This window comes from Streptomyces sp. NPDC007896 (assembly GCF_042959425.1).
GTDB lineage: Bacteria > Actinomycetota > Actinomycetes > Streptomycetales > Streptomycetaceae > Streptomyces.
Genome location: NZ_JBIBKX010000014.1, coordinates 257953 through 283540 on the forward strand (window position 1 = coordinate 257953; position 25588 = coordinate 283540).

The window sequence follows — 25588 nt, forward strand, 5'->3', positions numbered from 1 at the left end:
CGGTCACGCCGTGACCCCCGTGGCGGCCCGCCGTTCCGCGCGCCGACGGCGTTGCAGCACCGGGTCCGGCACGGGCACGGCGGCGATGAGCCGTCGCGTGTAGTCCGTGCGCGGATGCAGGAGTGTGGTCGCGGTACTGCCCTCCTCCTCGATGCGCCCGGCCCGCAGGACGACCACGTGCTGGGCGAATTGCTGGACGACGGCGAGGTCGTGGGACACGAACAGACAGGCGAACCCCAGCTCGCTCTGGAGCCCCGCGATGACCTCGAGCACCGACTGCTGCACACTCACGTCGAGCGCGCTCGTCGGCTCGTCCGCGACCAGCAGTCGCGGCTCAAGGACCAGCGCCCGGGCGAGACTCACCCGCTGCCGCTGGCCACCGGACAACTCGCGCGGACCTCGGTTGGCCAACTCCCTCGGCAGACGGACGAGTTCGAGTACGTCGCCCACCCGGGTCCGGCGCTCGGCCGCAGGCATCCCCCGGCGGTGCACGCGCAGCGGCTCGGCGACGCACTCCGCCACGCTCATCCGGGCGTCGAGCGAGGCGACCGGGTCCTGAAGGACCACGCCGACACCGGCCAGCAGCGCGCGCCGGGCCCGCCCCCGGGTCCTGCCGAGGTCGGCGCCGAACAGCGACACCGAGCCGGACGACGGTGGTACGAGGCCTAGCGCGACGCGCGCCGCGGTCGACTTGCCCGAGCCCGACTCCCCCACCAGACCCACGGTCTCACCGGCCCTGACCGTCAGCGAGACACCGTCGAGCGCGGGGACGGCGCGGCGCCCGCGGGCGAACCGCACGCTCACGTCCCGCAGTTCGACCACCGGGTCCGCGGCGGGCCGGTCCCCTTCGGTGCGCCGGGAGTCGGCCCCCGGCTCGGCGACGGCCAGCCGCGGCACCGCCCCGAGGAGGCGCTTGGTGTACTCGTGCGTGGGCCGCAGGAGCACCTCCTCCACCGGCCCCGTCTCCACGATCTCCCCCTGGAGCATGACGGCGACGCGGTCCGCGAAGTCGGCGACCACTCCCATGTTGTGCGTGACCAGCAGTACCCCTGTGCCGAAGTCGGCGGCGAGCGACCGCAGCAGGTCGAGGATCTCGGCCTGCACGGTGACATCGAGCGCGGTGGTCGGTTCGTCGGCGATGAGCAGGCTCGGGGCGTTGGCGATCGCCATGGCGATGACCACGCGCTGCCGCTGTCCCCCGGAGAGCTGGAACGGGAACACGGACGCCCGTGTCCCCGGATCCGGGATGCCGACGCGACGCAGGAGTTCGACCGCCTCCCCGGCGGCCTCCTTGGCCGTGACGGGACGGTGGTTGCGGATGACTTCGGCGATCTGGGCGCCGATCCGGGTGAGCGGATCGAGCGCGGTCGCGGGTTCCTGGAACACCATCGACGCGGTGCGACCCCGTAGACCCGCGAGGTCGGCCTCGGTGGCGCCGATGACGTCGGTGCCGCCGACGACGGCGTGGCCCGTGGCGCGTGCGGTGCCCGGCAGCAGCCCCATCGCGGCGAGCGCGACGGTCGACTTGCCGGAGCCGGACTCGCCGACGAGGGCGAGCGTCTCACCGGGCCGGACCCGCAGCGAGACCTCTCGTACCGCGGCCACCTCACCCGTCTCCGTGGAGAAGGTGACGCCCAGGTTCTCGATCCGCAGGATGTCGGCGGTCATCCGCGTCCCCTCACGTCGAAGGCGTCGCGCAGTCCGTCGCCGATGGCGTTGAAGGCGCAGACGACGAGGATGATGGCGAGGCCGGGCGGCACGATGAGCCACCAGCGTCCCGAGTACGCGGCCGTCAGACCGGCAGAGAGCATGCCGCCCCAGTCGGTCGACGGAGGTTGGACGCCCAGGCCGAGATAGGACACGTAGGCGACGAGGAGGATCGCGTCGGCGACCTGGAAGGTGGCGGCGACCACGACCGTCGAGACGGAGTTCGGCAGGATGTGCCGGCCGATCGCGCGGCCGTGCGTGCCGCCGATGGCGCGCAGTGTCAGCACGTAGTCCCGGCCCTTCAGGGTGAGTGTCTCGGCCCGGACGAGACGGGAGGGGACCAGCCAGGAGACCAGGCCGAGGATGACGACGAGCCCCCAGGTGTCCGGGGTGGTGATGGCGGAGACGACGAGGAGGATGAAGAGCGCCGGGATGGCGATTCCGGCGTCCACGACCCGCATCATCACGGCGTCGATCCAGCCGCCCGCGTAGCCCGCGACCGCACCCCAGAGCGTGCCGATGACGGTCGCGAGGAGGCCGGAGGCGAGGCCGACCAGCAGTGACACCTTGCCGCCGTACATGAGCCGCCCCAGCTCGTCGTGTCCGACGGCGTCGGTGCCGAGCAGGTGCGCGCCGCTCGGCGCCAGGTTCACCTGGGTGAGATGGGTGTGGGTCTGGTCGGTCGAGTGGAGCAGCGGGCCGGCGAAGCAGAAGAGCAGGAACAGGACGACGACCGCCAGACCCGCGACCGCGAGCCTGTTGCGCGCGAACCGGCGCAGGGCGAGGCGGTACCCGGCGGCCGCCTCCACGGTGGGTGTCACCGGCAATACGGCGCTCATGACCGGCCCGCCTTCACTCGGGGATCGACGATCCGCTGGACGATGTCGGCGAGCAGGGTGCCGACGACGGTCGCGACGGAGATGACGAGGACGCAGCCGAGCAGAACCGGATAGTCGGAGGACTGCGCGGCGCTCCAGAACAGCAGGCCCATCCCCGGGTAGTTGAAGAGCTGCTCGACGACCAGGGCGCCACCGAAGAGGACGGGCACGTAGTAGCCGAGCATCGCGACCACGGGGGTCAGCGAGTTGCGGAACACGTGCCGCCACAGGATCGCGCGGGGACGGGAGCCGCCGGCCCGCGCGGTGCGTACGTAGTCCTCGGAGAGGTTCTCCAGGGTCGCGGCGCGCATGTACCGGCTGAAGACGGCGACCATGGACGCGGCTCCCGCGACGACCGGCAGGACCAGCGCGTTCGGCTGGGAGAGCACCTGCCCGAGCGTGTCGCCCTGCGGCGCCTGCGAGGGGAACCAGGGCAGCAGCTGCGTGAAGACCAGCACCAGGACGAGCCCGAGGAAGTACACGGGGGTCGAGTACGCGACGAAGCTCAGCGTCGTGATGACGTAGTCCACCGGCTTGTTGCGCCGGACCGCCTGCCACATGCCGAGCGGGATCGCGAGCGCGAGCCCGACCAGCGCGGACAGCACGGTGAGGACCAGGGTCTTCGGGAGGCGCTGTTCGATGAGCCGGGAGACCGCCTCGTTCAGGGTGTACGAGGTGCCGAGGTCGCCGTGCAGCAGGGTGCGCAGGTAGTAGAGGTACTGGACGGGGAGCGAGCGGTCGAGGCCCTGCTCGTGGTCGAACTGCGCGATCTGCTGGGCCGTCGCCTGCGGGCCGAGGATCCCGCGTGCGGGACCCCCGGGCAGCGCGTGCAGCAGGCAGAAGACCACCACCGTCACGATGAGGATCACCGCGAGGGACTGCAGGACGCGCCGGGTGAGATAGAGGAGGGTGTCCATGCGGTCAGCGGTTCCACTTCCACTGCGCCGGATGGAAGTTGGCGAGTGAGTCCTGTGAGAAGCCGCCGAGGCCGTTCTTGAGGACCGAGATCTGGTAGTCGGGCTCCGGCAGCCAGATGACCGGCAGGTCCTTGGCGAGGGCCGCGCTGTAGTCCCGTACGGCCTGCGCGGAGTTCGACGTGGTGGAGGCGGTGATCAGCCGGTCGGTCTCCGGGTCGGAGTAGTTGCCGAAGTTCGAGCCGCCCTTGCTCTGGAAGAGCGAGTCGCCGGTCGGGAAGGCGTTGAAGTACCAGCTGCCGGCCGTGCCGAAGAACGACAGCTGCCACGCGCAGATCGACTGGCTCGCGGTGCACGGCGGGGTCTGGGACAGCACCGAGTTCACGGGCGCGGTCTTGATCGTGAACTTGATCCCGGTCTTCTCCAGCGAGGACTGGATCGCGCTCATCATGTTGTCGGTGACGGTCGAGCCGGACTGGGACAGCACCTGCATCTGGAACCTGGTGCCCTTGGCGACCCCGTCACCGCACTGCGAAGCACCCGCGCCCGGATCCGTGCACACCATGACTCCGCCCTGTTCGGTCCAACCGTGCTCGGTCAGCAGGGACTTGGCGGCTGAGGTCGAGAAGGGGTACGGATTGCCCTTCTGCGTGGGCGAGAGGAAGTCGCTCGACTGCGCCTGCGGGATCGGGCCGTAGCCGGGGACCGCGGTGCCGTTGAAGATGACCTTCGCCAGGCTGCTCTGGTCGATCGACCGCTGGACCGCCTGACGGGCGTAGAGCTGCTTGAACACGGCGCCCATGGAAGGGTTGTTGAAGTTGTACGGCATGTAGGTGATCGCCCAGCCGGACCAGGGCTTGACCGTGTACCCCTGGGCGGTGAACCGGTCCTTCTGGTCGAGGTCGGTCGCCTCGATGTAGCCGTAGTCGACGCTCCCCGAGCGCAGCGCGTTCTTCTCGGCGTCCGCCGTCGTGAAGGGGAGGAGGTTCACGGTGACGATGTCCGGCTTCTCACCGCCGTCGTACTTCTTGTTGGCGGTGAGCACGACCTTGCCCGCGGTCGAGAAGGACTTGACCGCGTAGGGACCGCTGATGGTCTTCCACAGCGCGTCCTTCTCGTAGCCGGAGATGTTCTTCGCGGCCGTATTGAGGTACGTCCACACCTGCTTGGCGCCGGCGGCCGTCCGGTCGGCGTCCGACACCGTGGCGGACGCGGCCGTCTTGTCCCATGCGTGCTGTGGGAGCGGGTTGATCGCGCTCAGCTCGTTGGCGAGCATCCAGTCGGAGTTGTAGGCCTTGTCGAACGTGAGCGTGAAGTGGTGGTCGTCCACGGTCTTGAACGAGGTCCAGTTGTCCGGCGCCTTGCCGGGGTTGTAGCCCGCCCACTGTTCCTTGTTCGCCTTGATGAGGTTGAACCAGAACTCGACGTCGCGCGAGGTGATCGGCTTGCCGTCGCTCCACCTGCGGTCGCCGAGCGTGAGGGTGACGCTCTTGCCGTCGGAGGCGAAGGCGGCTGCGGTGGCGATGGACCCGCTCTTGTTCCAGGCGATCTTGCCGGTCGAGCCGTCGTACGCGACGAGCGGCTCCCAGAGGCTGTTGGCGATGGAGATGTTGTTGGTGTTGAGATGTGCGGCCGTGCCGATCGGCAGGATCCAGTTCGGGGTGAAGTTCGCGGGCAGCGCGTAGTTGATGGAGTCGGGGGACGTGGACGACGTGCCGCTCGTCCCGGAGCAGCCCGCGAGCAGCAGCGTGCCCGCCGAGACGACGGCACCGGCGACGAGTGTCGCGCGTGCAGGGGACATGACTCTCCTCGGGGTGAACAGGGGTGAACAGGGGTGAACAAAGGGGCAAGGGGCGTGGCGGAGCCAGTCAACGACCCGACTGTTCGAAGAAACAGACGCCCTGCTGTAAAAAGCCTGTTTCTGCTGTTCTGAAAAAAGTGGAGAGGCGGCTTCAGGGACGTACGCTCGGCATCCCGATCCCGTCGTCGGAAGTTACTTCGTCCATGCCTGAAAAAAGTGCGGTACACCGCAGGGGTGCCACGGGCGTCTCGTCCCTGGCCGAGCGCGTCCTCGAACTCCTCGCCTCCGGGCAGGCGACCACGCGCACCGAACTCTCCGATCTGCTCGGGGCCGCGCCCTCGACGATCTCCCTGACGGTCGGTCAGCTCGTGGCCCACGGGCTGGTGGCGGAGCAGGGCACGCGCTCCTCCGCGGGAGGGCGTCCGCGCAAGGTCCTGCGGCTCGGCGGCAGCGACGGGTTCGCGGTCGCGGCCGAACTCGGGGGCAGACACGCGCACGTCGGTGTCGTGCTGCCGGGCGGCGGGCTCACGGACGTGTCGACAGTGCCGTTCCCTACGGCGGAGGGGCCCGAGGCCGCGCTGCCCGGGCTCGCCGGGACGCTGGAGAGCCTCGCCGAGCAGCACGGGCGTGAGCTGCTCAAGGGGGTCGGCCTCTCGCTGCCGGGGCCGGTCGACGTCGCCTCCGGCGTGGTGACACTGCCGTCGCGCATGCCCGGCTGGAACCGGTTCCCCGTCCGGGCCTGGCTGGAGGACCGCTTCGGCGTTCCGGCGGCGATCGAGAACGACGCCAACTGCATGGCCGTCGGCGAGCACAGTGTCCAGCCGGCCGAGCGCCGCCAGTCGATCATGGTGAAGATGGGCTCCGCGATCGGCGCGGGTGTCATCGCCGACGGACGGCTCTACCGGGGCGGGACCGGCGCCGCCGGCGAGATCACCCACGTACGGGTCGAGGCGGGCCACGACATCCCGTGCTCCTGTGGCAACACCGGATGTCTGGAGACCGTCGCGTCGGGCGCGGCGTTGGTGCGCGTCCTGCGTGAGCGGGGGCTCGACGTCGACACGATCGAGGACGTCGTCCGGTTCGCGTCCGACGCCGACCCGGAGGCGACCCGCGCCGTCCGTCAGGCCGGCCGCTACCTCGGCATGGTGCTGGCCGCGAACGTCAACTTCTTCAACCCCGACGCCGTGTACCTCGGCGGCATCCTCTCCACGCTCGAACCGTTCGTCGCCGCCGTCCGCAGTCAGCTGTACGAGGGGTGCCATCCGCTGGTGACCAAGCACCTGGTGATCGAGCGGGCGAGCCTCGGCGCGGACGCGGGGCTGGTCGGCGCGGGGCAGTTCGCGCTCCAGCGGGCGCTGTCCCACGCACTCCACATCGTGACCGGAGCGGCAGCAGGAACAGGGACAGGGACAGGAGCGGGACTCCATTCCGGCCAGCGCATACGAATCGAGGAGCCATGACGCACCCCCGTACCGCCGTCGCCCGGCCCGTCATCGCCATCGCCGGACTCGGCATCGAGTCGTCGACGTTCTCGCCGGCGCGGACCGAGGCGCCCGCATTCCACCCACAGCGCGGCGAGGACGTCCTCACGCGCTATCCCTTCCTCGCGCCCGGGACGCCCCTGCGTGACGCGGCCTCCTGGCAGGGCGCGCTCGTCGGAAAGGCGCTGCCCGGCGGCACGGTGACCGCGGCCGCGTTCGCGGAGCTGTCCGCGGAACTGCTGCGCCGGCTCGGGGAGCTGCCGCGCCTCGACGGGCTCTGGTACGACATCCACGGCGCCATGACGGTGGAGGGCGTCGACGACGCCGAGGCCGTCCTGCTCGCCCGGATCCGCGAGACCGTCGGAACCGATGTCATCGTGTCTACCTCGATGGACCTGCACGGCAACGTCTCGCGCGAGCTCGCCCACATGAGCGACCTCCTCACCTGCTACCGGATGGCTCCGCACGAGGACCACATGGAGACGAAGGAGCGGGCCGCCCGCCATCTCGTGGATCTGCTCACCACCGGCGCTCCCCGGCCGGTCAAGGCCTGGATCCCGGTGCCCGTGCTGCTGGCCGGTGAGCAGACCTCGACGCGCATCGAGCCCGCCAGGAGCGTGTACGCGGCCATCGACGAGGTGGAGGCCACGGACGGCGTGACCGACGCCGCGATCTGGGTCGGGTACGCGTGGGCGGACGAGCCGCGCAACCGCGCCGCGGTCGTGGTCACCGGGCCGTCGGAGGCCGCCGTCGCGCAGGGCGCCGAGCGGCTGGCGCGTGGATTCTGGGAGGCGCGGGGCGCGTTCGCGTTCGTCGCGCCGACCGGGTCACTGGACGAGTGCCTCGACGCGGCGCTGGCCTCCTCCCCCGACGCCCGGCCGTTCTTCGTCAGCGACACCGGTGACAATCCGACGGCGGGCGGCGCGGGCGATGTCACGTGGGGGCTCGAACGCGTCCTCGCCCGTCCGGAGTTCAAGGAACCGTCCGGGCCGACGGTCATCTACGCGTCCGTGCCGGGGCCGGCCGCCGTCGAGGCCGCGGAGAAGGCGGGCGTCGGCGCGAGCGTCACGGTCACGGCCGGTGCCGAGGTGGACGACCGGCACGCGGGGCCGCTCACCATGACCGGGGTGGTCCACGCGGTCCGGCACGGGGACCGGGACGCCGGGACCGAGGTCGTCCTGCGGGTCGGGAGCGTGTACGTGATCATCACGCGGCTCCGCAAGCCGTACCACCACGAGCACGACTTCACCGGCCTGGCGCTCGACCCGCGCGGCGCCGACGTCGTCGTGGTCAAGATCGGCTATCTGGAACCGGAACTGTTCGCCATGTCCGCCGGCTGGAAGATGGCGCTGACCCCGGGCGGCGTCGACCAGGACCTCGCCCGGCTGGGGCACCACCGCATCCACCGCCCCATGTTCCCGTTCGACCCGCACATGCCGGAACCGGACCTCACGGCCCGCATCATCCCCCCGTCGAACGACCCGCTGGGCGGGCCGGACGAGTAGCCCATATGGCCCCACATCCACAACCGACCATCGGGACGAACGGCGGCCCGCCGGGTCTGGTGGCGGCCCGCCGGGATCGATGGCCATCCACCGGACGAGTAGCAGCCCGCCGACACCAGTGGCAGTCCGCCAGGACAGATCCTCCTCGGCCGGAATCCGTGGCTGTCCATCGCGTCCGGCAGCGGTTCGCCAGGACCGGCGACCGTCCGCCAAGACCGGCGATCGTCCGCCAACACCGTCAGCCGTCTACCGTCCGCCGTCGGCCGTCCGCCGTCCGCCGTCCGCCGGTCCGCCATGACCGGTAGCCGTCCGCCGCAGCACGAGACCGTCCGCCTGAGCCGATCTCCGTCCGCCAAGGACACCGTGGCCATCCGCCGGGCAGGGGAAGACCTGCCCGGCGCGGCTCGGCGGTCAGCCGGTTCAGTTGTTCGTGCAGGTGTTCCCCGTGGCCGGGTTCAGCAGACTCAGCAGGTCGAGGGAGTTGCCGCAGAGGTTGAGGCCGAGGTCGAGGGGGATCTGGATGACGTTGCCGGACAGGACTCCAGGACTGTTCGCGGCGACACCGACCGGGTTGGGGTCGGCGGCAGCGGTCCCGGCGGTGGCCAGCAGGGCCACGCCCGCCAGTCCGGCGGCAGCCATCAGACGAATACGCATTACATGCTCCGATCAGTCGCAGGGGTGCGAGTGCTTCCACCATCACCTCCGCGGCCGACGACCGACATCGTTGTACGTCCGAATGGGGCCTGGACGCCCCGGCCCCGCCCTCAGCCGCGTCCGCACGCGGCGTGTCGCGCGGGGTGTGCGGAATGCCCGTAGCGTGAGAACAGGTCAGGTGGAAGAGGGAGAGATCATGCCAACAAGCCAGCCCGATTCGTCCTCACCGTCCGACGACAGGGCGACCCCCGACTCGCTGCTGCACACCGGCTCCGAAGGCCCCGTGACCGCCGAGGACATGGTGCTCGCCGCGGGTCGCGACCTCAGTCCGAAGAACCTCGCCTGGGCCGAGCGCAGGCTGCGGGAGGACGGACCCACAGCCATCGAACGACTGCTTCCCTAGCGCGCCCAGCTCACTGAGCTCGCCGGCTCCACTTGACCGGCTCCGATGCGGCGGAGCCGGTCAAGGTCATGCGGACGGGCCGGAGGTCAGGAGGCGGGGCACTCCTTCCAGGCGAGGTGGTAGATGGTGCTGATGTCACCGTCCGTGGAGTCCATGGTCATGAAACTGCTGCTGCCGGGCGTGGACGTGCCCGCGTTGACACGCAGCTCGGTGTTGATGTTGAAGTTCCGCTGGACACCGCAGGGCGCCCACACCAGTTGGGCCCAGTCGGTGACGTCCGTGGACTGCCAGTTGTCGTTGTAGGGGCCGCGGAAGGGGTGGGTGATGGCCGCCGTGCTCGACGAGCCCTGGAAGTAGTACGAGGCCTTCTCGGTGCTGCTCGCGCCCGACTGGAGTGCGGCGAAGCCGCGGTAGTCCGCGCTGGCGATGGCGTACGTGAAGCCCTGCGGCACGTGGACGATCAGGTTGAGCTGGCAGTTCTTGCGGAAGGCGGTGGGGTCGGAGTTGCCTCCGACCTGGGCGAGGTAGTCGCTGTAGGTGACCGTGAAGGCCGTGTTGTCCGGGGAGACCGCGACAGCGGCGGTGCCCTGCGGACAGCCGGAACCGTTCACGGTGGCGACCTTGATGACGATCTTGTCCGGGGGCGGGTCGACGATCCCGGAGGACGGGTCCGGCCCCGGGAGTGCGGTGGCGAACAGGGCGGCTATCGCGCCACCCAGAAGCAGCCCACCAGCCATGGTGCTCCAATCCGTTGCGTTGGTGTCTACGGCGGCACGGAACGTGTGCCGCCGTGAATTGGGGGGTGCGGGGCCGCACGCGGACGTGCGGCGCCGTCGCAGACCAGTGCGTTGGATCAAGCGCGGATCGTTGAAGCATGGACATGTCAAGCGCATGCCCATGCGACCCCGCCCTGTGAAGGAGCTGTGAAGGCCGGGATCGACCGCATCGTATGTACGCCCGTCACGCTTGGGCAGGGCGATCTCCGGCCATTCAGCCCGTACGTCCGTACCGCCCGACGAGGGTGCCGGAGCCCACGGTGTGACCGGCCAGCGCGCGCCGTACGGCGTCGACCGTGGCGTCCTCGGGAAGGTGCAGCCTCACGTCGGCGGCAAGGACCGAGAAGACGTAGTGGTGGGGTGTGCCGGCGGGCGGGCAGGGACCGCCGTAGCGGCGTTGCCCGAAGCCGTTGCGTCCCTGCACCGCCCCCTTCGGGACGGCGCCCGCGTCCAGCGTCGTCTCGTGCGGATCGACGCCCCACATGAGCCAGTGGACGAAGGTCCCGGACGCGGCGTCCGGGTCCTCGGCCAGCACGACCAGCTCGGCCGCACCACCCGGCACACCGGAGAGACGCAGCGGCGGGGACACGTTCGCGCCGTCGCAGGTGAAACGGCGTGGGACGGTGCCACCGTCCCCGAAGGCCGGGCTTGTCACCCTGATCGCCCCCGAGGCGCCCGATGTCGGTGCCGCGGACGCGGCGGGCGTCTTCGAGGCACCCCCGCAGCCCGCGGCAAGGGTCACCACGGCTGCCGTCATGACGGTTCCGAGCCAGTTCCCACGGCGCATGTCCGCCACGTTAGCGCCGGGCGTGCGGCCCGGGTCGGCAACCCGGCCGCCCCACTCCGCTCCCCCGGCACCGGGCGGCGCACTCGGTGAATCCCGCGCCGCCTCACCGCTCCCTGCGCGCCCCTGCGACACTGAAGGGCATGGAGCCCCGACACCTCAGAATCGGCCGCCGTCGCATCTGGATGCTCAGCGGGGCCTGCCTCCTCGTGCTCGGCCCGATCGGCTACTTCCTCGGTGGCTGGATTCCTCTTACCGCGCTCACCGTCTCCCTTCTCACGGCCACCACCGTGGCCCACTGGAAGGCCGCCGCCTGGCTCGGGCCCGCCATCGCGCGGGGACAGCAGGAGAGCCGCCGGGACGTGGCGACCTTCTGCGTGGTGATCGCGGTCAGCGGCTACGCCCAGCCCCCGGCGCGGCCCGCCCCCTCCGCCGAGGAACTGACGGCGCTGCGCCTGGAGGCGTACCGGGCCGCGGCGCACGACGACCTCGCCGAGGATCTCCGGGGCCTGGCGGCCGACGCGCTGGCCGCCGCCGACACCGCGCACACCGAGGACACCCCGGTGGCCTGGCGGGCGGCACGCGCGAGCGCGGAGCGACTGGCGCACTCCGCACAGGAGGGCAACCCGTACGTGCGCCAGCTCCTCATCCAATGGGTCGAGGGCAACCCGGCCGCGGACCGCTAGGACAGGTCGCACTCTCGTAGAGGGCCGGCGCATGAGCACTATCCTTACGGTCTGACCTTTGTTATGTTTCGCAGATATCAAAGCTGCGGAGGGGTCCAACATCGTGGACTTTGAGCTGACCGAAGATCAGGAAACCATCCGCAAGGCAGTCGTCGGGCTCCTGCGCGACTTCGACGACCGGTACTGGATGGAGAAGGACCGGGACCACCGGTTTCCCGAGGAGTTCTACGCCGCCGTCGCGAACGGCGGTTGGCTGGGGCTCACCATTCCGGAGGAGTACGGCGGCAACGGTCTCGGCATCACCGAGGCCACGCTGCTGCTCGAGGAAGTGGCGCGATCCGGCGGCGGGATGAATGCCGCGAGTTCGATCCATATGTCGATCTTCGGAATGCAGCCCGTGGTGGTGCACGGCTCCGAGGAACTCAAGCGGCGCACGCTTCCCCGTGTCGCCACCGGCGATCTCCACGTCTGTTTCGGGGTGACCGAGCCGGAGGCCGGTCTGGACACGACGAGCATCACGACCTTCGCCCGGCGGGACGGCGACCACTACGTCGTCAACGGCCGCAAGGTGTGGATCTCCAAAGCCGTGGAGTCCGAGAAGATCCTGCTGCTCACCCGCACCACGAAGGTCGGCGAGGTCGCCAAGCGGACCGACGGAATGACGCTGTTCCTCACCGACCTGGACCGCGACAGGATCGACGTCCGCCCCATCCCGAAGATGGGCCGCAACGCCGTGACCTCGAACGAGTTGTTCATCGACGAGTTGCGCGTCCCGGTCGAGGACCGGGTGGGCGAGGAGGGTCAGGGGTTCCGCTACCTCCTCGACGGACTGAATCCGGAGCGCATGCTGATCGCCGCCGAGGCACTCGGGATCGGCAGGGTGGCGCTGGAGAAGGCCGTGAGCTACGGCAACGAGCGCGTGGTGTTCGGCAGGCCGATCGGCATGAACCAGGCCATCCAGTTCCCGCTCGCGGACTCGCTCGCCCGGCTGGACGCGGCCGAGCTGATCCTGCGCAAGGCGACCTGGCTCTACGACAACGGCCGGCCGTGCGGGCGCGAGGCGAACACCGCCAAGTACCTCTGCGCGGACGCCGGATTCACCGCCGCCGACCGGGCCCTGCAGACGCACGGCGGTATGGGCTACTCCGAGGAGTACAACGTGGCCCGCTATTTCCGCGAGGCCCGTCTGATGAAGATCGCGCCGATCAGTCAGGAAATGATCCTGAACTATCTGGGATCGCACACTCTGGGAATGCCGAGGAGCTATTGATGGCCGACAACACCGGTCTGTTCGATCTCAGTGGACGATCGGCCCTGGTCACCGGCGCCGCGGGCGGCATCGGTTCCGCGGTCGCCGTGGCGCTCGCGCACGCCGGGGCGGCCGTTCTCGTCACCGACGTCGACGGGGCGGCGGCCGCGGCGGTCGCCGAGAAGATCTCCGCGACCGGCGAGCGGGCGGACAGTGCGGTGCTGGACGTACGGGACCGTGCGTCCGCCGACGCGGCGGCGGCCCGGGCGGCGGCGCTGACCGGCGGGAAGCTGCACATCCTCGTCAACAACGCCGGAATCATCGCGCCGGACATGTTCGAGAACCTCCAGGAGGAGGCGTTCCGGCGGATCGTCGACATCCACCTGATGGGCGCCTTCCACTGCGCGCAGGCCGCGCTGCCGTTCCTGCCCACGGACGGCACGGGGCGGATCATCAACGTCACCTCGTCGGCCGGCATCGTCGGCACTCTCGGCCAGGTGAACTACTCCGCGGCCAAGGCGGGCATCATCGGCCTGACGAAGTCCCTGGCGCGTGAACTGGCACGCAAGCAGATCAAGGTCAACGCGCTCGCACCGCTGGCCGCGACGCCGATGACGCAGACGATCCGCACCGACAAGAAGTTCTCGGACGCGATGCTCGCCCGGATCCCGCTGGGACGCTGGGCCGAGCCCGAGGAGATCGCCGGAAGCTTCGTCTTCCTCGCCTCGGACGCCGCCTCCTTCGTCACCGGGCAGGTGCTGCCCGTCGACGGCGGCATGGTCATGTGACCCGCGGCCGCGGCTCGCGGTGGCCATGAGCATCCGTACTATGCTGAATGGTTCAACCAAAGCAGTGGCATCGGTCCCAGGAGTACGTACATGCCCGGTAGGTCTCACCCGCGCTTCGACGCCCTGACGGTTCCGAAGGCATCGGACGTCCTGGCGTCGGAGGTACGTGAGCGCATTCTCTCCGGCGAGTTCACCGAGGGCATGGCGCTGCCGCCGGAGCGTCAACTCGTCGAGCAGACGGGGCTGAGCCGCGCCACGGTACGGGAGGCGCTGCGGATTCTCGAGGTCGAGAAGCTGCTCCAGATCCGGCCGGGCCGCGGCGGCGGCGCCTTCGTGCACCGGCCGGGCCGCGAATCACTCGCCAGTACCGTGCAGTTGGTCATCCGGGGGCAGCGGATCCGGCTGGAGGCGCTGCACGAGACGCGGGAGGCCATCGAGCCCACGTGCGCCGCGCTGGCGGCGGTGCGCCGCACCGACCGTGATCTCGCCGAACTGGACGCCGCCCAGCGGGATCTCGTCGAGGCCGGGGACGACATCCCGCGCTTCCTGCGGGCGAACATCGACTGGCACAGCGCGGTGGCGAGGGCCAGCGACAACGAACTCCTGATCGGGTTCATGAGCGCGCTCTCGCAGTCGATCTACGCCGCCACGAACCTCGAACAGTTCATGGACGCCGAGATCCGCTCGATCACCGCCCGCGCGCACGCGAAGATCACCGAGGCGATCCGCGACCAGGACGGCCCGGCGGCGATGCGGCGCATGGCGCGCCATGTGTGCGGATTCGCCGACGCGGCCGCGCGGGTGGACCGGCGGGACCAGGTGGAACTGTCCGGGCCGACGGAGGACTGACTCCCGCGAGCTCAAGGCGGGACCCTCCGGATCATTGCTTGAGGCAGGCCCTTTCGGATCATTGACGGCCATTCGGTCTGACCTTTAATATCATCTGAGGTCGGGGCGACTGCGGCACTGGAGATGGGGTCCCCATGGACGAGGTCAGCTCCGTCATCACCGTCGAGACGGACGGCGACATCCGTATCGTCACGCTCAACAGGCCCGAGCGGCTGAACGGCGTGTCCGAGGAGCTCCACCGCTGGCTGGCCGACGTCTGGCGGGAGTTGGCGGACGATCCCGGCGCACGGGCCGTCGTCCTCACCGGCGCGGGCCGGGCGTTCAGCGCGGGCGGGGACTTCGACCACCTGCGGCGCCACCACAGCGATCCGGAGCTGCGCGAGCGGTCGATCCGGCTCGACCGCAGCATCCAGACGGCGATGATCCGCTTCCCGCTCCCCGTCGTCGCGGCGGTCAACGGCCCCGCGGTCGGGCTGGGTTGCAGCCTGGCGCTGGGCTGCGACCTGGTCCTGATGGCGGAGGACGCCTACCTCGCGGACCCCCATGTCTCGGTCGGCCTGGTGGCGGGCGACGGCGGGGTGACCCTCTGGCCCCTGCTCACCAGCCTGCTCCGCGCGAAGGAGTACCTCTTCACCGGCGACCGCATTCCGGCCGCCACGGCGGTCGAACTGGGCCTGGCGAACCGCACCGTTCCCCCCGAGGACCTTCAGAAGGAGGCCCTCGCGCTGGCCCGGCGGCTGGCCGCCCAGCCGGCCGAGGCGCTGCGCGCCACCAAAATGGCCCTCGCCGTGGTGGTCGAGCAGGTGTCCCGCGGCGGCATGGAGGCGGCGCTGATGGCCGAGCGGGCGACCATGACCAGCCCCGACCACATCCGGATCGTCGAGGAGTTGGCGTCCCGCGCCCGACGGCGGCCGGCCGATACCGAGGCCAAGGAGGACTGACGGTGGAGGCCGAGGAGTTCCTGCTCGTGCGGGACATGTTCCGCACGTTCGCCGCACGGTTCCGGATCGGCTCGGCCGACGAGGTGAAGCCGATCGCACGCACCGCCGCGCAAGAGGCTCTCGGCGAACTGGGCCTCGCCGAACTGCGCCGCTCCTCACCCCCGGCCGCCACCGTCCAGGAGTGCGCCCTGCTCGCCGAGGAACACGGCCGCCAGCCCCTGACCACCTCCCTGGTCGGCACCGTGCTGCTCGCCCCGGAGCTGCTGCGACTCCTCGACCGTGCCGAACCCCCGCCCCATGGCGCGACACCGACGATCGCCCTCGCACACGACCTGCGCTTCCCGGGCTCCGCTCCGGGCTCCTCCCCGTCCCCACTCCTCGCCTGGGACTGCGAGGGGGCGGACAGCGCGCTGTACGTCGCACCCGACGGAACGGTGACCTCGCTCGAACTCGGCCCGACCGCACCGGGCATCGACCTCCTGCGCCGCATTCGCTCGGTGTCGTCCGACTCGACCGCACGCGTCCTCGGCCGGCTCGACGCACACGAGTACCAGCACTGGCAGGCCTACGCGCTCGTCCTGGTGAGCAGTGAACTCGTCGGCGCGGCCGGGTCGTTCGTCAAGCTGAGCGTCGAGTACGCCCGGGAGCGCCGTCAGTACGGGCGGGAGGTCGGCTCGTTCCAGGCGGTCCAGCATCTGCTCGCCGACGCGACGGTCCTCGTCGAGGCCTGCACCAGTGCCACCCGGTACGCCGCGTGGTGCCTGGACAACGAGTCGCCCGCGAGGGCCCTGACGGCCGCGCGCGTCGCCAAGGCCGAGGTGAACGCCTCCGCCCTCGACGCGGTGTACACGGGCATGCAGGTCTTCGGCGGTATCGCCCAGACCTGGGAGCACATCGCGCACCTGTACCTCCGCAAGGTCCGCCTGGGCGCCATGACGCTGGCGACGACGGCCGATCTCCTGACGACGCTGGCCCAGCCGGAGCTGACCCGATGACCGACACCCCCCTGGACTTCGGTGACCCCGCGGACCTCGACCGGCTGCGCCGCCGGTTCCGTGCCTGGATGGCCGAGCACCCGCTGCCCGAACGCCTCCCGGACGAGCCGGTCCCGGTCTTCCTCCACCGGTGGCACCGCCTGTTGTACTCGGGCGGCTGGGTGGGCCTCGACGTTCCCGTCCAGTACGGCGGCCAGGGCCTGAGCGCGCTGCACCAGGTCGCCGTCAGCGATGAACTCGGTGCCTGTCACGCCCCCGGAGTCCCCCGGATCGGCTATCTCGCCCACGCGCTCCTGGAGTTCGGCTCCGAGGAGCAGCGCCGGCGCTGGCTGCCACGCATGCTCGCCGGTGACGACGTGTGGTGTCAGGGCTTCAGCGAGCCGGGAGCCGGATCGGACCTCGCGGGGATGAGCACGGTCGCGACCCCGCACGAGGACCACTACACCGTACGGGGGCAGAAGCTCTGGACCAGCTACGCGCAGTACTCAGGTCTGTGCCTGCTGCTCGCGAGGACCGACCGGTCGGCGCCCGCGCACCAGGCGATCTCGGCGTTCGCCCTGCCGCTGGACCGGCCGGGCGTGACGGTACGGCCGCTCAGGGCGGCGAACGGCGACGACGAGTTCTGCGAGCTGTTCCTCGACGACGTACGCATCGCACGCTCCGAGCGCATCGGCGCCGAGGGCGACGGCTGGCCACTGGCCATGACGACGGTGTCGTACGAGCGCAACGCCCTGGACACCGGTCACCTCTCGAAGTACGGGCTGCTCGTCGAGCGGCTGCGGCGCACCGCCCTGGAACGCCGGGGAGACCTTCCGGACGGGCTGCTGTCCGAGATCGGCCGGTGCTTCGTGGACTACGAGGTCCTGGTGGCGCACGCCCGGCGCCGCACCGCCGAGCGGCTGGGCGGACAGCTCGCAGGACCGGAGTCGTCCATCGACAAGCTGCTGATGACCAGGACCGAGCAGCGGCTCTACGAGACGGCGCTCAAGGTCTTCCCCGAGGAACAACTCCGAGGCGGGGACGGGGAGCACGAGGGGCGAGGAGGGGCGAGCGAGCTCTTCGGGGACTACCTCTATTCCAGAGCGGCGTCCGTGTACGGCGGAACATCGCAGATCCAGCGCAACATCATCGCGAAACGGGTCCTGGGTCTGCCGTCCGGCAACTAGCGCCTGTATCAGCGGGATTTCGTCCGATGGGAGTTCACCCATGCGATACGACCTCGAATACCGGAGTATTCCCCATATGATCAGAGTTGCCGCCAAGCAATTCGCGGACGCGCCGGCCCTCGTCGACGAGAGCCGTCGGTGGAGTTTCCGTGAGCTGGAGCAGCAGATGGTCCGGGCCGTGAAGGCCGCCGTCGCGCTGGGGGTCGAACCGGGGGACCGTGTCGGTCTGTGCGCTCCGAACTCCGCCGAGTGGATCCTGGCCGCGCTCGGCATCCAGGGCGCCGGGGGCATCGTGGTGCCGCTCAACACCAGGTTCAAGGCAGCGGAGATCTCCTATATTCTGCGCAGGTCCGGGGCGAAGGCCGTCTTCGCCTCGTCCTTTCTCGGCAATGACTACATAGCCGAGTTGAGGAACGCCGATCCGGATCTGCCCGCGTTGCGCAGGACGGTGTCGATTCTCGGCCCGCGGGGGGCGGCGGACCTCGCGTGGGAGGACTTCCTTCGCGCGGGAGAGGCCGACTCCTCGTCCACGGCCCACGACTTGATCGACCGGCTCACCCCGGACGACGTGTCCGACGTGATGTTCACCTCCGGCACCACCGGTCATCCCAAGGGCGTCGTCCTGACCCATGGACAGTCCCTGCGCGCCTATGGCTGGATGTCCGAGGAATACACGTTCAGGCATTCCGACAGCTTTCTGATCATCCCGCCGTTCTTCCACTGCTTCGGTTACAAGGCGGGGTGGCTCGCTTCCCTGATCCACGGCGTGACGGTCATTCCCATGCGCACCTTCGACGCGGGGCGGGCGCTCGAGATCATCGACCGGGAACGGGTCAGCATTCTCTTGGGGCCTCCCACCATTTTCCAGGACCTGGTCAACCATCCGGACCGTGCCGCGTTCGATCTTTCCTCGCTGCGGGTGTCCATGACGGGCGGCACCACCATTCCGGAATCGCTGATCCGCGCCATGAAGTCGGAACTGTCCTTCGACATCGTGATGAGCGCGTACGGGCTGACGGAGTCGACCGCGTTGGTGACGACCACCCGGATCGGGGACTCGCAGGAGACGGTCGCACGGACCACGGGACGGACCATCCCGGACGTCGAGGTGAGCATCGTCGACGACCGGGGCCTGGCCGTTCCCACCGGGCAGGACGGCGAAGTCCTGGTACGCGGCTACAACGTCACCCGCGGGTACTGGAACGACCCCGAGGCCACCGCCGCGGCCGTCGACGCCGGGGGCTGGCTGCACACCGGGGACGTCGGGCGCCTCGACGAGAGGGGAAACCTCTCCATCGTCGACCGCAAGAAGGACCTGTACATCGTCGGCGGTTTCAACGCCTATCCGGCCGAGATCGAGAAGCTGCTGCTCGGGAACGAGGCCATCGAGCAGGCCGCTGTCATCGGAGTGCCGCACGAGCGTCTCGGTGAGGTCGGCTGCGCCTTCCTCGTCGTGCGGCCGGGCCACCGGCTCACCGAGGCCGACGTCGTCGCCTGGGCACGCGAGAACATGGCGAACTTCAAGGTCCCCCGGCATGTCCGGTTCGTCGACGCGCTGCCGCGCAACGCCAGTCAGAAGGTGCTGAAGGACGGACTGCGGCGCGATTGGAGCAAGCCGAGTGACAACTGATCGCGTGGACGCGCCAGGACACGGCTCGGCCGGTCCCCTCGCGGGCATCACCGTGGTGACCCTGGAGCAGGCGGTGTCGGCTCCCCTGTGCACCCGCACGCTGGGTGACTTCGGGGCGCGGGTGATCAAGGTCGAGAACCCCCGGGGCGGCGACTTCGCCCGGCACTACGACGACGTGGTGGGCGGCCTCGCGGCCCACTTCGTCTGGCTCAACCGGGGCAAGGAGTCGGTGGCCCTGGACCTCAAGTCCCCGGCCGGGATGGCGGTGCTGCGCCGACTGCTCGACCGCGCCGACGTCCTGGTCTCCAACCTCGCGCCCGGGGCGACCGCGAAACTCGGCATCTCCCCCGCCGACCTGGCCGTGAGCCATCCCGAGCTCATCGCGGTGGAGATCGACGGGTACGGGCCCGGCGGGCCGCTCTCCCACAAGCGCGCCTACGACCTGCTGGTCCAGGCCGAGTCGGGGGCGTGCGCGACCACGGGCCGACCGGGCGCGCCGGCCAAGGCGGGGCCGCCGATGGCCGATGTGAGCACCGGTCTGTACGCCGCCCTGTCGATCATGGCGCTGCTCTGCGGGAAGGAGCGCGGCCGGGTGCAGGGGCCCACCTCAGCCGCGGTCAGCCTGTTCGACACCATGACGGAGTTGATGGGCTACTCGCTGACCTACACCCGGCACACGGGCGTGGACCAGGAGCCGAAGGGCATGGGCTCGCCCGCGGTGGCGCCGTACGGGGCCTATCCCACGGCCGACGGTCACACCGTCGTCCTCGGCACCACCAACGACGGCGAGTGGCAGCGGCTCGCGCGTGAGGTCCTCGGCCGCCCGGACCTGGCGGACGACGAGCGCTTGCGGAGCAACTCCGGCCGGGTCGCGCACAGTGAGGCCCTCGACGCGGAGATCGGCGCCTGGTGCGCGCGTCATGACCTGGCGTACGTCCAGGACCGTGCGGATGCCGCGGGGATAGGGAACTCCCGCTACAACACCCCGAGCGACGTCGTCGCGCACCCGCATCTGACGGCCCGCGACCGCTGGCGCGAGATAGACACGCCGGGCGGTCCGGTGCCGGCGCTGCTGCCGCCGCCGGTCATCTCCGGCTACGAACAGCCGATGGGGCCGATCCCGGCCCTCGGCGAACACACCGCGGCCGTCCTCGCCGAACTGGGGATCGGCGCCGAGGGGGAGTTGCCGTGAGTGAGGAGCCGGTACTGCTCTCCGGCGACTCGGGCGGCGTACGGACGCTGACGCTGAACCGTCCGCACCGCAGGAACGCGATCGACGAGGAGTTGTGGCGCGCGCTGCGGGACGCGCTCACGGACGCCGGGAATGACCGGTCCGTACGGGCACTCGTGCTGACCGGGGCCGGTGGCGCGTTCTGCTCCGGCGCGGACATCTCGGGGGGACTCAGCGCCGCGCACCCCATGTACCGGATGCGCACCCTGAGCGAAGTCACCCTGCTGCTGCACGAGTTGCCGGTCCCGACCGTCGCCATGGTGACCGGGGTGGCGGTCGGCGCGGGATGGAACCTGGCACTCGGGTGCGACCTGGTGGTCGCCACTCCGGAGTCGAGGTTCTCGCAGATCTTCGCGCGGCGCGGGCTGTCCCTCGACTGCGGGGGATCCTGGCTGTTGCCGAGGCTCGTGGGTCTGCAGCAGGCCAAACGGCTCGCGCTGCTCGCCGAGACGATCGACGCCGAGGAGGCGCGGTCGCTGAACCTGGTGACGTGGGTGGTGCGCGCCGAGGAGATCGACGACTTCGTGGCGCGCCTCGGCGCGCGTCTGGTGGCGGGCGCCCCGGTGGCCCTCGCCCAGAACAAGGCGCTGCTGAACGAGGGCGCCGACCGCACACTGCGGGACGCGCTCGCGAACGAGGCACGGGCCCAGGCGGTCAACTTCGCGACGACGGACGTCCCGGAGGCGTACTCCGCGTTCAAGGAGAAGCGGGAGCCGGTCTTCACGGGCCGCTGGGCGGTACCGCGCTCGACGCCATCTCAACGACCGGAAGGGTCGACATGCGGGAAGCAGTGATCGTGGAGGCGGTCCGCACCGCCGTGGGCAAGCGGAACGGCGGGCTGTCGGGCATGCACGCCGCGGACCTCTCCGCTGTCGTGCTGGGCGCGCTCGTCGAGCGGACGGGCATCGATCCGGAGGTCGTCGACGACGTGGTCTGGGGCTGTGTCTCCCAGGTCGGGGAACAGTCCAGCAATATCGGGCGCTATGCGGTGCTGGCCGCGGGCTGGCCCGAGAGCATCCCGGGCACCACGGTCAACCGGGCCTGCGGATCGAGCCAGCAGGCGCTGGACTTCGCCGCGCAGGCGGTCATGTCCGGCCAGCAGGACGTCGTCGTGGCGGGCGGAGTCGAGGTGATGAGCCGGGTCCCGCTCGGGGCAGCGCGCTCCACCGGCATGCCGTACGGGCCCCAGGTCCTCACCCGCTACCAGGACTTCTCCTTCAACCAGGGCATCTCCGCCGAGAAGATCGCGCAGAAGTGGGGCTTGCCACGGGAGCGGCTCGACGCGTTCTCGGCGCTGTCGCACGAGCGGGCCGCGGCGGCGCAGGACGCCGGTGCCTTCGAGGCTCAGATCACCGCCGTGTCGACCGAGGGGGCGACGACCGTGACCCTCGACGAGGGCATCCGGCGCGGTACGAGCGTCGAGACCCTCGCCAAGCTCAGACCGGCGTTCACCGAGGACGGTGTGATCCACGCGGGCAACGCCTCCCAGATCTCCGACGGGGCGGCGGCGCTGCTGGTGACGACACCGGAGAAGGCGCGCGAGCTGGGGCTGACGCCGCTCGTGCGCTACCGCGCGGGTGTGGTCACCGGCTCCGACCCGGTGCTGATGCTCACCGGTCCGATCCCGGCGACCGAGAAGGTGCTGCGGAAGACGGGCGTGAGTCTGCCGGAGGTCGGCGTCTTCGAGGTGAACGAGGCCTTCGCGCCCGTGCCCCTGGCCTGGCTCACCGAGACCGGCGCCGACCCGGCGCTGCTCAATCCGCTGGGCGGCGCGATCGCGCTCGGGCATCCGCTCGGCGCGTCGGGGGCGGTGCTGATGACCCGGATGGTCCACCACATGCGAGACCACGGGATCCGCTACGGCCTGCAGACCATGTGCGAGGGCGGCGGCACCGCCAACGCGACTCTCGTAGAGCTCGTATCCCCCGCATCCTGAGCACCCTCACGGAGGACGTCGTGCGCCGAGAACTCTTCACCGTCGACCACGAGGCGTTCCGGCAGCTCGTCCGGGACTTCGTGGCCAAGGAGGTGGTCCCTCACTACCGGGAGTGGGAGCACGCGGGCCGGCTGCCGCGCGAGCTCTTCGAGAAGCTCGGCTCGCTCGGAGTGCTGGGCATCTCCCTACCGGAGGCGTACGGCGGAGCGGGTCTGCACGACTACCGCTACAACGTCGTACTCCAGGAGGAGGCGGCCCGCGCCCTGGTCACGCTCGGCACCGTACGCACCCAACTCGACGTCGTCCTGCCGTACTTCCTCGCGTACGCCGACGAGGACCAGCGCGAGCGCTGGTTCCCCGGCCTCGCGGCGGGCCGGCTCCTGACCGCCGTCGCCATGACCGAGCCGGGCACGGGCTCCGATCTCGCGGGCATCCGTACCACCGCCGTGCGCGACGGGGACGCCTACGTCCTCAACGGGGCCAAGACGTTCATCACCGGCGGTCTCCTCGCCGACCTGGTGATCGTCGTGGCGCGTACGTCGACCGATCCCGACAACCGCCGGGCGGGCCTGACCCTGCTGGTCGTGGAGGACGGCATGCCCGGGTTCGCGCGCGGCCGGGTGCTCGACAAGATGGGCATCAAGGTGCAGGACACCGTGGAGCTGTCCTTCGACGAGGTGCGGGTCCCGGTCGCCAACCGGCTCGGCGAGGAGGGCGCGGCCTTCGGCTATCTCGGCCACAACCTCCCCCAGGAGCGGATGACGGTGGCGGTCGGATCGGTCGCCCAGGCGAAGGCGGCACTCGACACGACCCTCGAATACGTCAGGGAACGGCAGGTGTTCGGGACTCCGGTCGCCTCCTTCCAGAACACGAAGTTCGAACTCGCCGCGGTGGCCGCCGAGATCGAGGCCGCGCAGATGATGCTCGACCGGGCGGTGCGCGAGCTCGTCGACGGCGAACTCTCCGGAGCGGACGCGGCCAAGGTCAAACTGTTCTGCACGGAGATGCAGGCACGCGCGGTCGACCGCTGTCTGCAACTCTTCGGGGGGTACGGGTACATCCTGGAGTACCCCATCGCCCGGCTGTACGCGGATGCGCGCATCACCCGCATCTACGCCGGCACCAGCGAGGTCATGAAGGTCATCATCGCCAAATCCCTGGGACTGTGAGCATCATGGCGGACTTCTCCAGCAGGACCGGCGTCGCGTTCGTCGCGGGCGGCACCGGCGGCATCGGCGCGGCCGTCGTGCGCATGCTCGCCGAGCGCGGCAGCGACGTGGCGTTCACGTACCGCACCAGCCAGGCCGGGGCCGACGCCCTCGCCGCCGAGGTGAAGGCGTACGGGCGTCAAGTCCTCGCGCTGCGCCTCGACCTGGGCGACGAGTCGGCCACGGCGGAGGCGGTCGCCGAGGCGGCCTGCGCCTTCGGGGGCCTGCACACGCTCGTGTACGCGGCGGGCCCGCATGTGCCGATGGTGCACCTCAGCAAGGTGACGCCGAGTCAGTACCGGGCCCAGCTCGACGCGGACGCGGTGGCGTTCTTCAACCTCGTCCATCCCGCACTGCCCCGGCTGCGGGAGACGCGGGGCTCCATCGTCGCCGTCACCACCGTGGCCACCCGCCGGTTCCCCGTGCGCGACGGGCTGTCGTCGGGCACGAAGGGGGCGGTCGAGGCGGTGGCGCGGGCGCTGGCCGCCGAGGAGGGCCGCTATGGCGTCCGCGTGAACTGCGTCGGCCCCGGCATGCTGACCGACGGCATCGCCGCCCGTCTGATCAGCTCCGGCGAACTCGACACGGCGGCGCTGGAGATCACCCGGCGCAACATCCCGCTGCGCCGTTTCGGCGAGGCGAAGGACATCGCGGAGGCGGTGACGTTCCTGGCCTCGGACCGCGCCGGCTTCATCACCGGGCAGGCGCTGGGGGTGGACGGCGGGTACAGCGTTTAGCGCCCTGGTTCACTCCTGCGGTGTGATCCGCTGTCCGCCGACGAACGTCGCGCGTACGACGTCGGCGGACATGAGGTCGAGCGCTTCTTTCAGCGGTACGTGGAGGAGACACAGGTCGGCGACCGAGCCGACGGTCAACTTTCGTACTCGTGAGGGGTGTTGAGGCTCCCCCGCGAAGAGGTCCAGCGCCGCACGCCGGTGCACCGCCTCCCCGCCGGACCGCTCGACGGCCGCCCGCATCACCGCCCAGGGGTCGGCACTCCCGTACGGCGCGTCGGTCCCGGCGGCGAGCGGAATCCCCGCCTCGGCCAGGGACCGGCAGCGGTACAGGTGGGCCTGGTCGTCCGGGTCCACATCGGTCGCGTACTCCCGGCCCCGCTCCACGGGAAAGTGCGGTTGCGTCACGACCGTCACGCCGAGCCGCGCGAGCCAGGGCATCGTCTCGGCCGGGATCACCGACCCGTGCTCGATCCGGTCACCCGCGACCGGCCCGGCCTCGTCCAGGGCGAGCAGGGTCACGAGCAACTGCACCCGGGTCACGCAGTGCACGGCCACCGGGCGGGGCCGCACCGCCGCCATGGACGCCGCGAGTTCGTCCGGCGTCGGCAGGGTCGCGTCGTCGAGCAGGAACTTCACCGGCGCGTCGCCGAGCCCCATCACGACGAGCCGCTGCGGCAGCACCGAGAGCAGCTCGGCCAGCCCCTCCCCCGGCTGCGGATCCGCGTTGGTGAACCCGGTGATCCCGTACGTCGCGGCCCGGGCCCCCACGCCGCGCAGATCCAGCCCTACGGGCCCAGTGAACCCACGCAGCCGCTCGTCCTCCCGCCAGAACCGCCCCTCGCCCCCGCCGTCCAGCCCGGCGGCCCGCAGCGCGGCGCTGTTCCACACCCACAGGGCCCCGCTGCGGTGCTGGACCCGCACCGGCCGATCGGACGCGAAGTCGTCCAGCATCCACCGGTCGAGCTCCCCCGCGACACTCTCGTGGTAGCCGACGGCGCGCACCCACTCCCCCGGCGCCCCCCGCCGCAGGGCGGCCACCAGTCCCTCCCGGTCGCGCACATCCCCCGGACCGACCCGCACGGACGCGGCCTCGGCCGCCAGTGCCGCCAGGTGTACGTGGTGGTCGTGCAGGCCGACCAGCAACGCGCCGCCCCGGCCGTCGACATCGCCGCGCCCCGCCCGTCGTCGGCCGATCCCGACGACCCGTCCTCCTCCGAGGCGCACGTCCACCCTGCCGTGGCCCTCGACCTCCACGTCCGTGATCAGCAT

Annotated in this window: 24 protein-coding genes; 16 read left to right on the forward strand and 8 right to left on the reverse strand. The window is 70.6% G+C overall.

The window, feature by feature from the left end; translation table 11 throughout:
* Nucleotides 1-3: 3 nt before the first annotated feature.
* From ACFZDJ_RS37765 to ACFZDJ_RS37780, 4 genes are read right to left on the reverse strand one after another with little or no spacing between them, the layout of a single operon-like run.
* A complete protein-coding gene (locus tag ACFZDJ_RS37765; RefSeq protein WP_391065805.1) occupies nt 4-1668 on the reverse strand; it encodes a dipeptide ABC transporter ATP-binding protein in 1665 nt (554 codons plus the stop codon).
* Nucleotides 1665-2546, reverse strand: a complete 882-nt coding sequence (locus ACFZDJ_RS37770; RefSeq protein ID WP_385376012.1) for an ABC transporter permease — start codon at nt 2544-2546, stop codon at nt 1665-1667. The genes ACFZDJ_RS37765 and ACFZDJ_RS37770 overlap by 4 nt, the downstream gene beginning before the upstream one ends.
* Entirely contained in the window at nt 2543-3502 is a 960-nt protein-coding gene (locus tag ACFZDJ_RS37775) for an ABC transporter permease (protein WP_101406887.1), read from the reverse strand. The genes ACFZDJ_RS37770 and ACFZDJ_RS37775 overlap by 4 nt, the downstream gene beginning before the upstream one ends.
* Before the next feature lie 4 nt (nt 3503-3506).
* Nucleotides 3507-5300 (reverse strand): ABC transporter substrate-binding protein, encoded by a 1794-nt coding sequence (locus ACFZDJ_RS37780; protein ID WP_391065808.1) that lies wholly within the window; start codon nt 5298-5300, stop codon nt 3507-3509.
* Nucleotides 5301-5503: 203 nt separating this feature from the next.
* Here ACFZDJ_RS37780 and ACFZDJ_RS37785 point away from each other — a divergent pair, with 203 nt between their 5' ends.
* Both ACFZDJ_RS37785 and ACFZDJ_RS37790 read left to right on the forward strand, forming a co-directional pair.
* Nucleotides 5504-6760 carry an ROK family protein gene (locus ACFZDJ_RS37785; RefSeq protein WP_391065811.1) on the forward strand — a complete coding sequence of 419 codons (1257 nt, stop codon included), beginning with the start codon at nt 5504-5506 and terminating at the stop codon, nt 6758-6760.
* A complete protein-coding gene (locus ACFZDJ_RS37790) occupies nt 6757-8286 on the forward strand; it encodes a M81 family metallopeptidase (RefSeq protein ID WP_391065814.1) in 1530 nt (509 codons plus the stop codon). The genes ACFZDJ_RS37785 and ACFZDJ_RS37790 overlap by 4 nt, the downstream gene beginning before the upstream one ends.
* 420 nt (nt 8287-8706) lie before the next feature.
* Here ACFZDJ_RS37790 and ACFZDJ_RS37795 read toward each other — a convergent pair whose 3' ends face one another.
* On the reverse strand, nt 8707-8940 hold the full coding sequence (locus ACFZDJ_RS37795) for a chaplin (RefSeq protein WP_168505296.1): 234 nt from the start codon (nt 8938-8940) through the stop codon (nt 8707-8709).
* A gap of 196 nt (nt 8941-9136) precedes the next feature.
* Here ACFZDJ_RS37795 and ACFZDJ_RS37800 point away from each other — a divergent pair, with 196 nt between their 5' ends.
* A complete protein-coding gene (locus tag ACFZDJ_RS37800; protein ID WP_075029382.1) occupies nt 9137-9343 on the forward strand; it encodes a hypothetical protein in 207 nt (68 codons plus the stop codon).
* An 86-nt stretch (nt 9344-9429) separates the two neighbouring features.
* Here the strand turns inward: ACFZDJ_RS37800 and ACFZDJ_RS37805 are convergent, their stop codons facing one another.
* Entirely contained in the window at nt 9430-10080 is a 651-nt protein-coding gene (locus tag ACFZDJ_RS37805; RefSeq protein ID WP_099924705.1) for a DUF4360 domain-containing protein, read from the reverse strand.
* Nucleotides 10081-10333: 253 nt separating this feature from the next.
* A complete protein-coding gene (locus ACFZDJ_RS37810) occupies nt 10334-10906 on the reverse strand; it encodes a YbhB/YbcL family Raf kinase inhibitor-like protein (protein WP_390933790.1) in 573 nt (190 codons plus the stop codon).
* A 140-nt stretch (nt 10907-11046) separates the two neighbouring features.
* Here ACFZDJ_RS37810 and ACFZDJ_RS37815 point away from each other — a divergent pair, with 140 nt between their 5' ends.
* The 13 genes from ACFZDJ_RS37815 to ACFZDJ_RS37875 all read left to right on the forward strand — a co-directional run bounded on the left by ACFZDJ_RS37815 (nt 11047) and on the right by ACFZDJ_RS37875 (nt 24319).
* Nucleotides 11047-11589, forward strand: a complete 543-nt coding sequence (locus ACFZDJ_RS37815) for a hypothetical protein (RefSeq protein ID WP_390933789.1) — start codon at nt 11047-11049, stop codon at nt 11587-11589.
* 103 nt (nt 11590-11692) lie between these two features.
* A complete protein-coding gene (locus ACFZDJ_RS37820; protein ID WP_391065817.1) occupies nt 11693-12859 on the forward strand; it encodes an acyl-CoA dehydrogenase family protein in 1167 nt (388 codons plus the stop codon).
* On the forward strand, nt 12859-13626 hold the full coding sequence (locus tag ACFZDJ_RS37825; protein ID WP_390933788.1) for a 3-oxoacyl-ACP reductase FabG: 768 nt from the start codon (nt 12859-12861) through the stop codon (nt 13624-13626). Before ACFZDJ_RS37820 ends, ACFZDJ_RS37825 begins: the two co-directional genes overlap by 1 nt.
* Nucleotides 13627-13716: 90 nt before the next feature.
* Nucleotides 13717-14475, forward strand: coding sequence for an FCD domain-containing protein (locus ACFZDJ_RS37830; protein WP_391065820.1), 759 nt, complete (start codon nt 13717-13719; stop codon nt 14473-14475).
* Nucleotides 14476-14609: 134 nt separating this feature from the next.
* Nucleotides 14610-15416 carry an enoyl-CoA hydratase-related protein gene (locus ACFZDJ_RS37835; RefSeq protein WP_391065822.1) on the forward strand — a complete coding sequence of 269 codons (807 nt, stop codon included), beginning with the start codon at nt 14610-14612 and terminating at the stop codon, nt 15414-15416.
* A gap of 2 nt (nt 15417-15418) precedes the next feature.
* Nucleotides 15419-16411: an acyl-CoA dehydrogenase family protein gene (locus tag ACFZDJ_RS37840; protein WP_391065825.1), complete on the forward strand. Its 993-nt coding sequence runs from the start codon at nt 15419-15421 to the stop codon at nt 16409-16411.
* A complete protein-coding gene (locus ACFZDJ_RS37845) occupies nt 16408-17577 on the forward strand; it encodes an acyl-CoA dehydrogenase family protein (RefSeq protein WP_391065828.1) in 1170 nt (389 codons plus the stop codon). Before ACFZDJ_RS37840 ends, ACFZDJ_RS37845 begins: the two co-directional genes overlap by 4 nt.
* A gap of 76 nt (nt 17578-17653) precedes the next feature.
* Nucleotides 17654-19207: a FadD3 family acyl-CoA ligase gene (locus ACFZDJ_RS37850; RefSeq protein ID WP_391065831.1), complete on the forward strand. Its 1554-nt coding sequence runs from the start codon at nt 17654-17656 to the stop codon at nt 19205-19207.
* A gap of 4 nt (nt 19208-19211) precedes the next feature.
* Entirely contained in the window at nt 19212-20399 is a 1188-nt protein-coding gene (locus ACFZDJ_RS37855) for a CoA transferase (protein WP_391065834.1), read from the forward strand.
* The gene (locus ACFZDJ_RS37860) at nt 20396-21232 is read left to right on the forward strand and encodes an enoyl-CoA hydratase-related protein (RefSeq protein WP_391065837.1); all 837 of its coding nucleotides are present in this window, start codon (nt 20396-20398) and stop codon (nt 21230-21232) included. Before ACFZDJ_RS37855 ends, ACFZDJ_RS37860 begins: the two co-directional genes overlap by 4 nt.
* A complete protein-coding gene (locus ACFZDJ_RS37865) occupies nt 21217-22374 on the forward strand; it encodes an acetyl-CoA C-acyltransferase (protein ID WP_391065840.1) in 1158 nt (385 codons plus the stop codon). The genes ACFZDJ_RS37860 and ACFZDJ_RS37865 overlap by 16 nt, the downstream gene beginning before the upstream one ends.
* Nucleotides 22375-22394: 20 nt before the next feature.
* Entirely contained in the window at nt 22395-23543 is a 1149-nt protein-coding gene (locus tag ACFZDJ_RS37870) for an acyl-CoA dehydrogenase family protein (RefSeq protein WP_390933780.1), read from the forward strand.
* 5 nt (nt 23544-23548) lie between these two features.
* Entirely contained in the window at nt 23549-24319 is a 771-nt protein-coding gene (locus ACFZDJ_RS37875; protein WP_391065843.1) for an SDR family oxidoreductase, read from the forward strand.
* 9 nt (nt 24320-24328) lie between these two features.
* Here the strand turns inward: ACFZDJ_RS37875 and ACFZDJ_RS37880 are convergent, their stop codons facing one another.
* Nucleotides 24329-25588, reverse strand: coding sequence for an amidohydrolase family protein (locus ACFZDJ_RS37880; RefSeq protein WP_391065846.1), 1260 nt, complete (start codon nt 25586-25588; stop codon nt 24329-24331).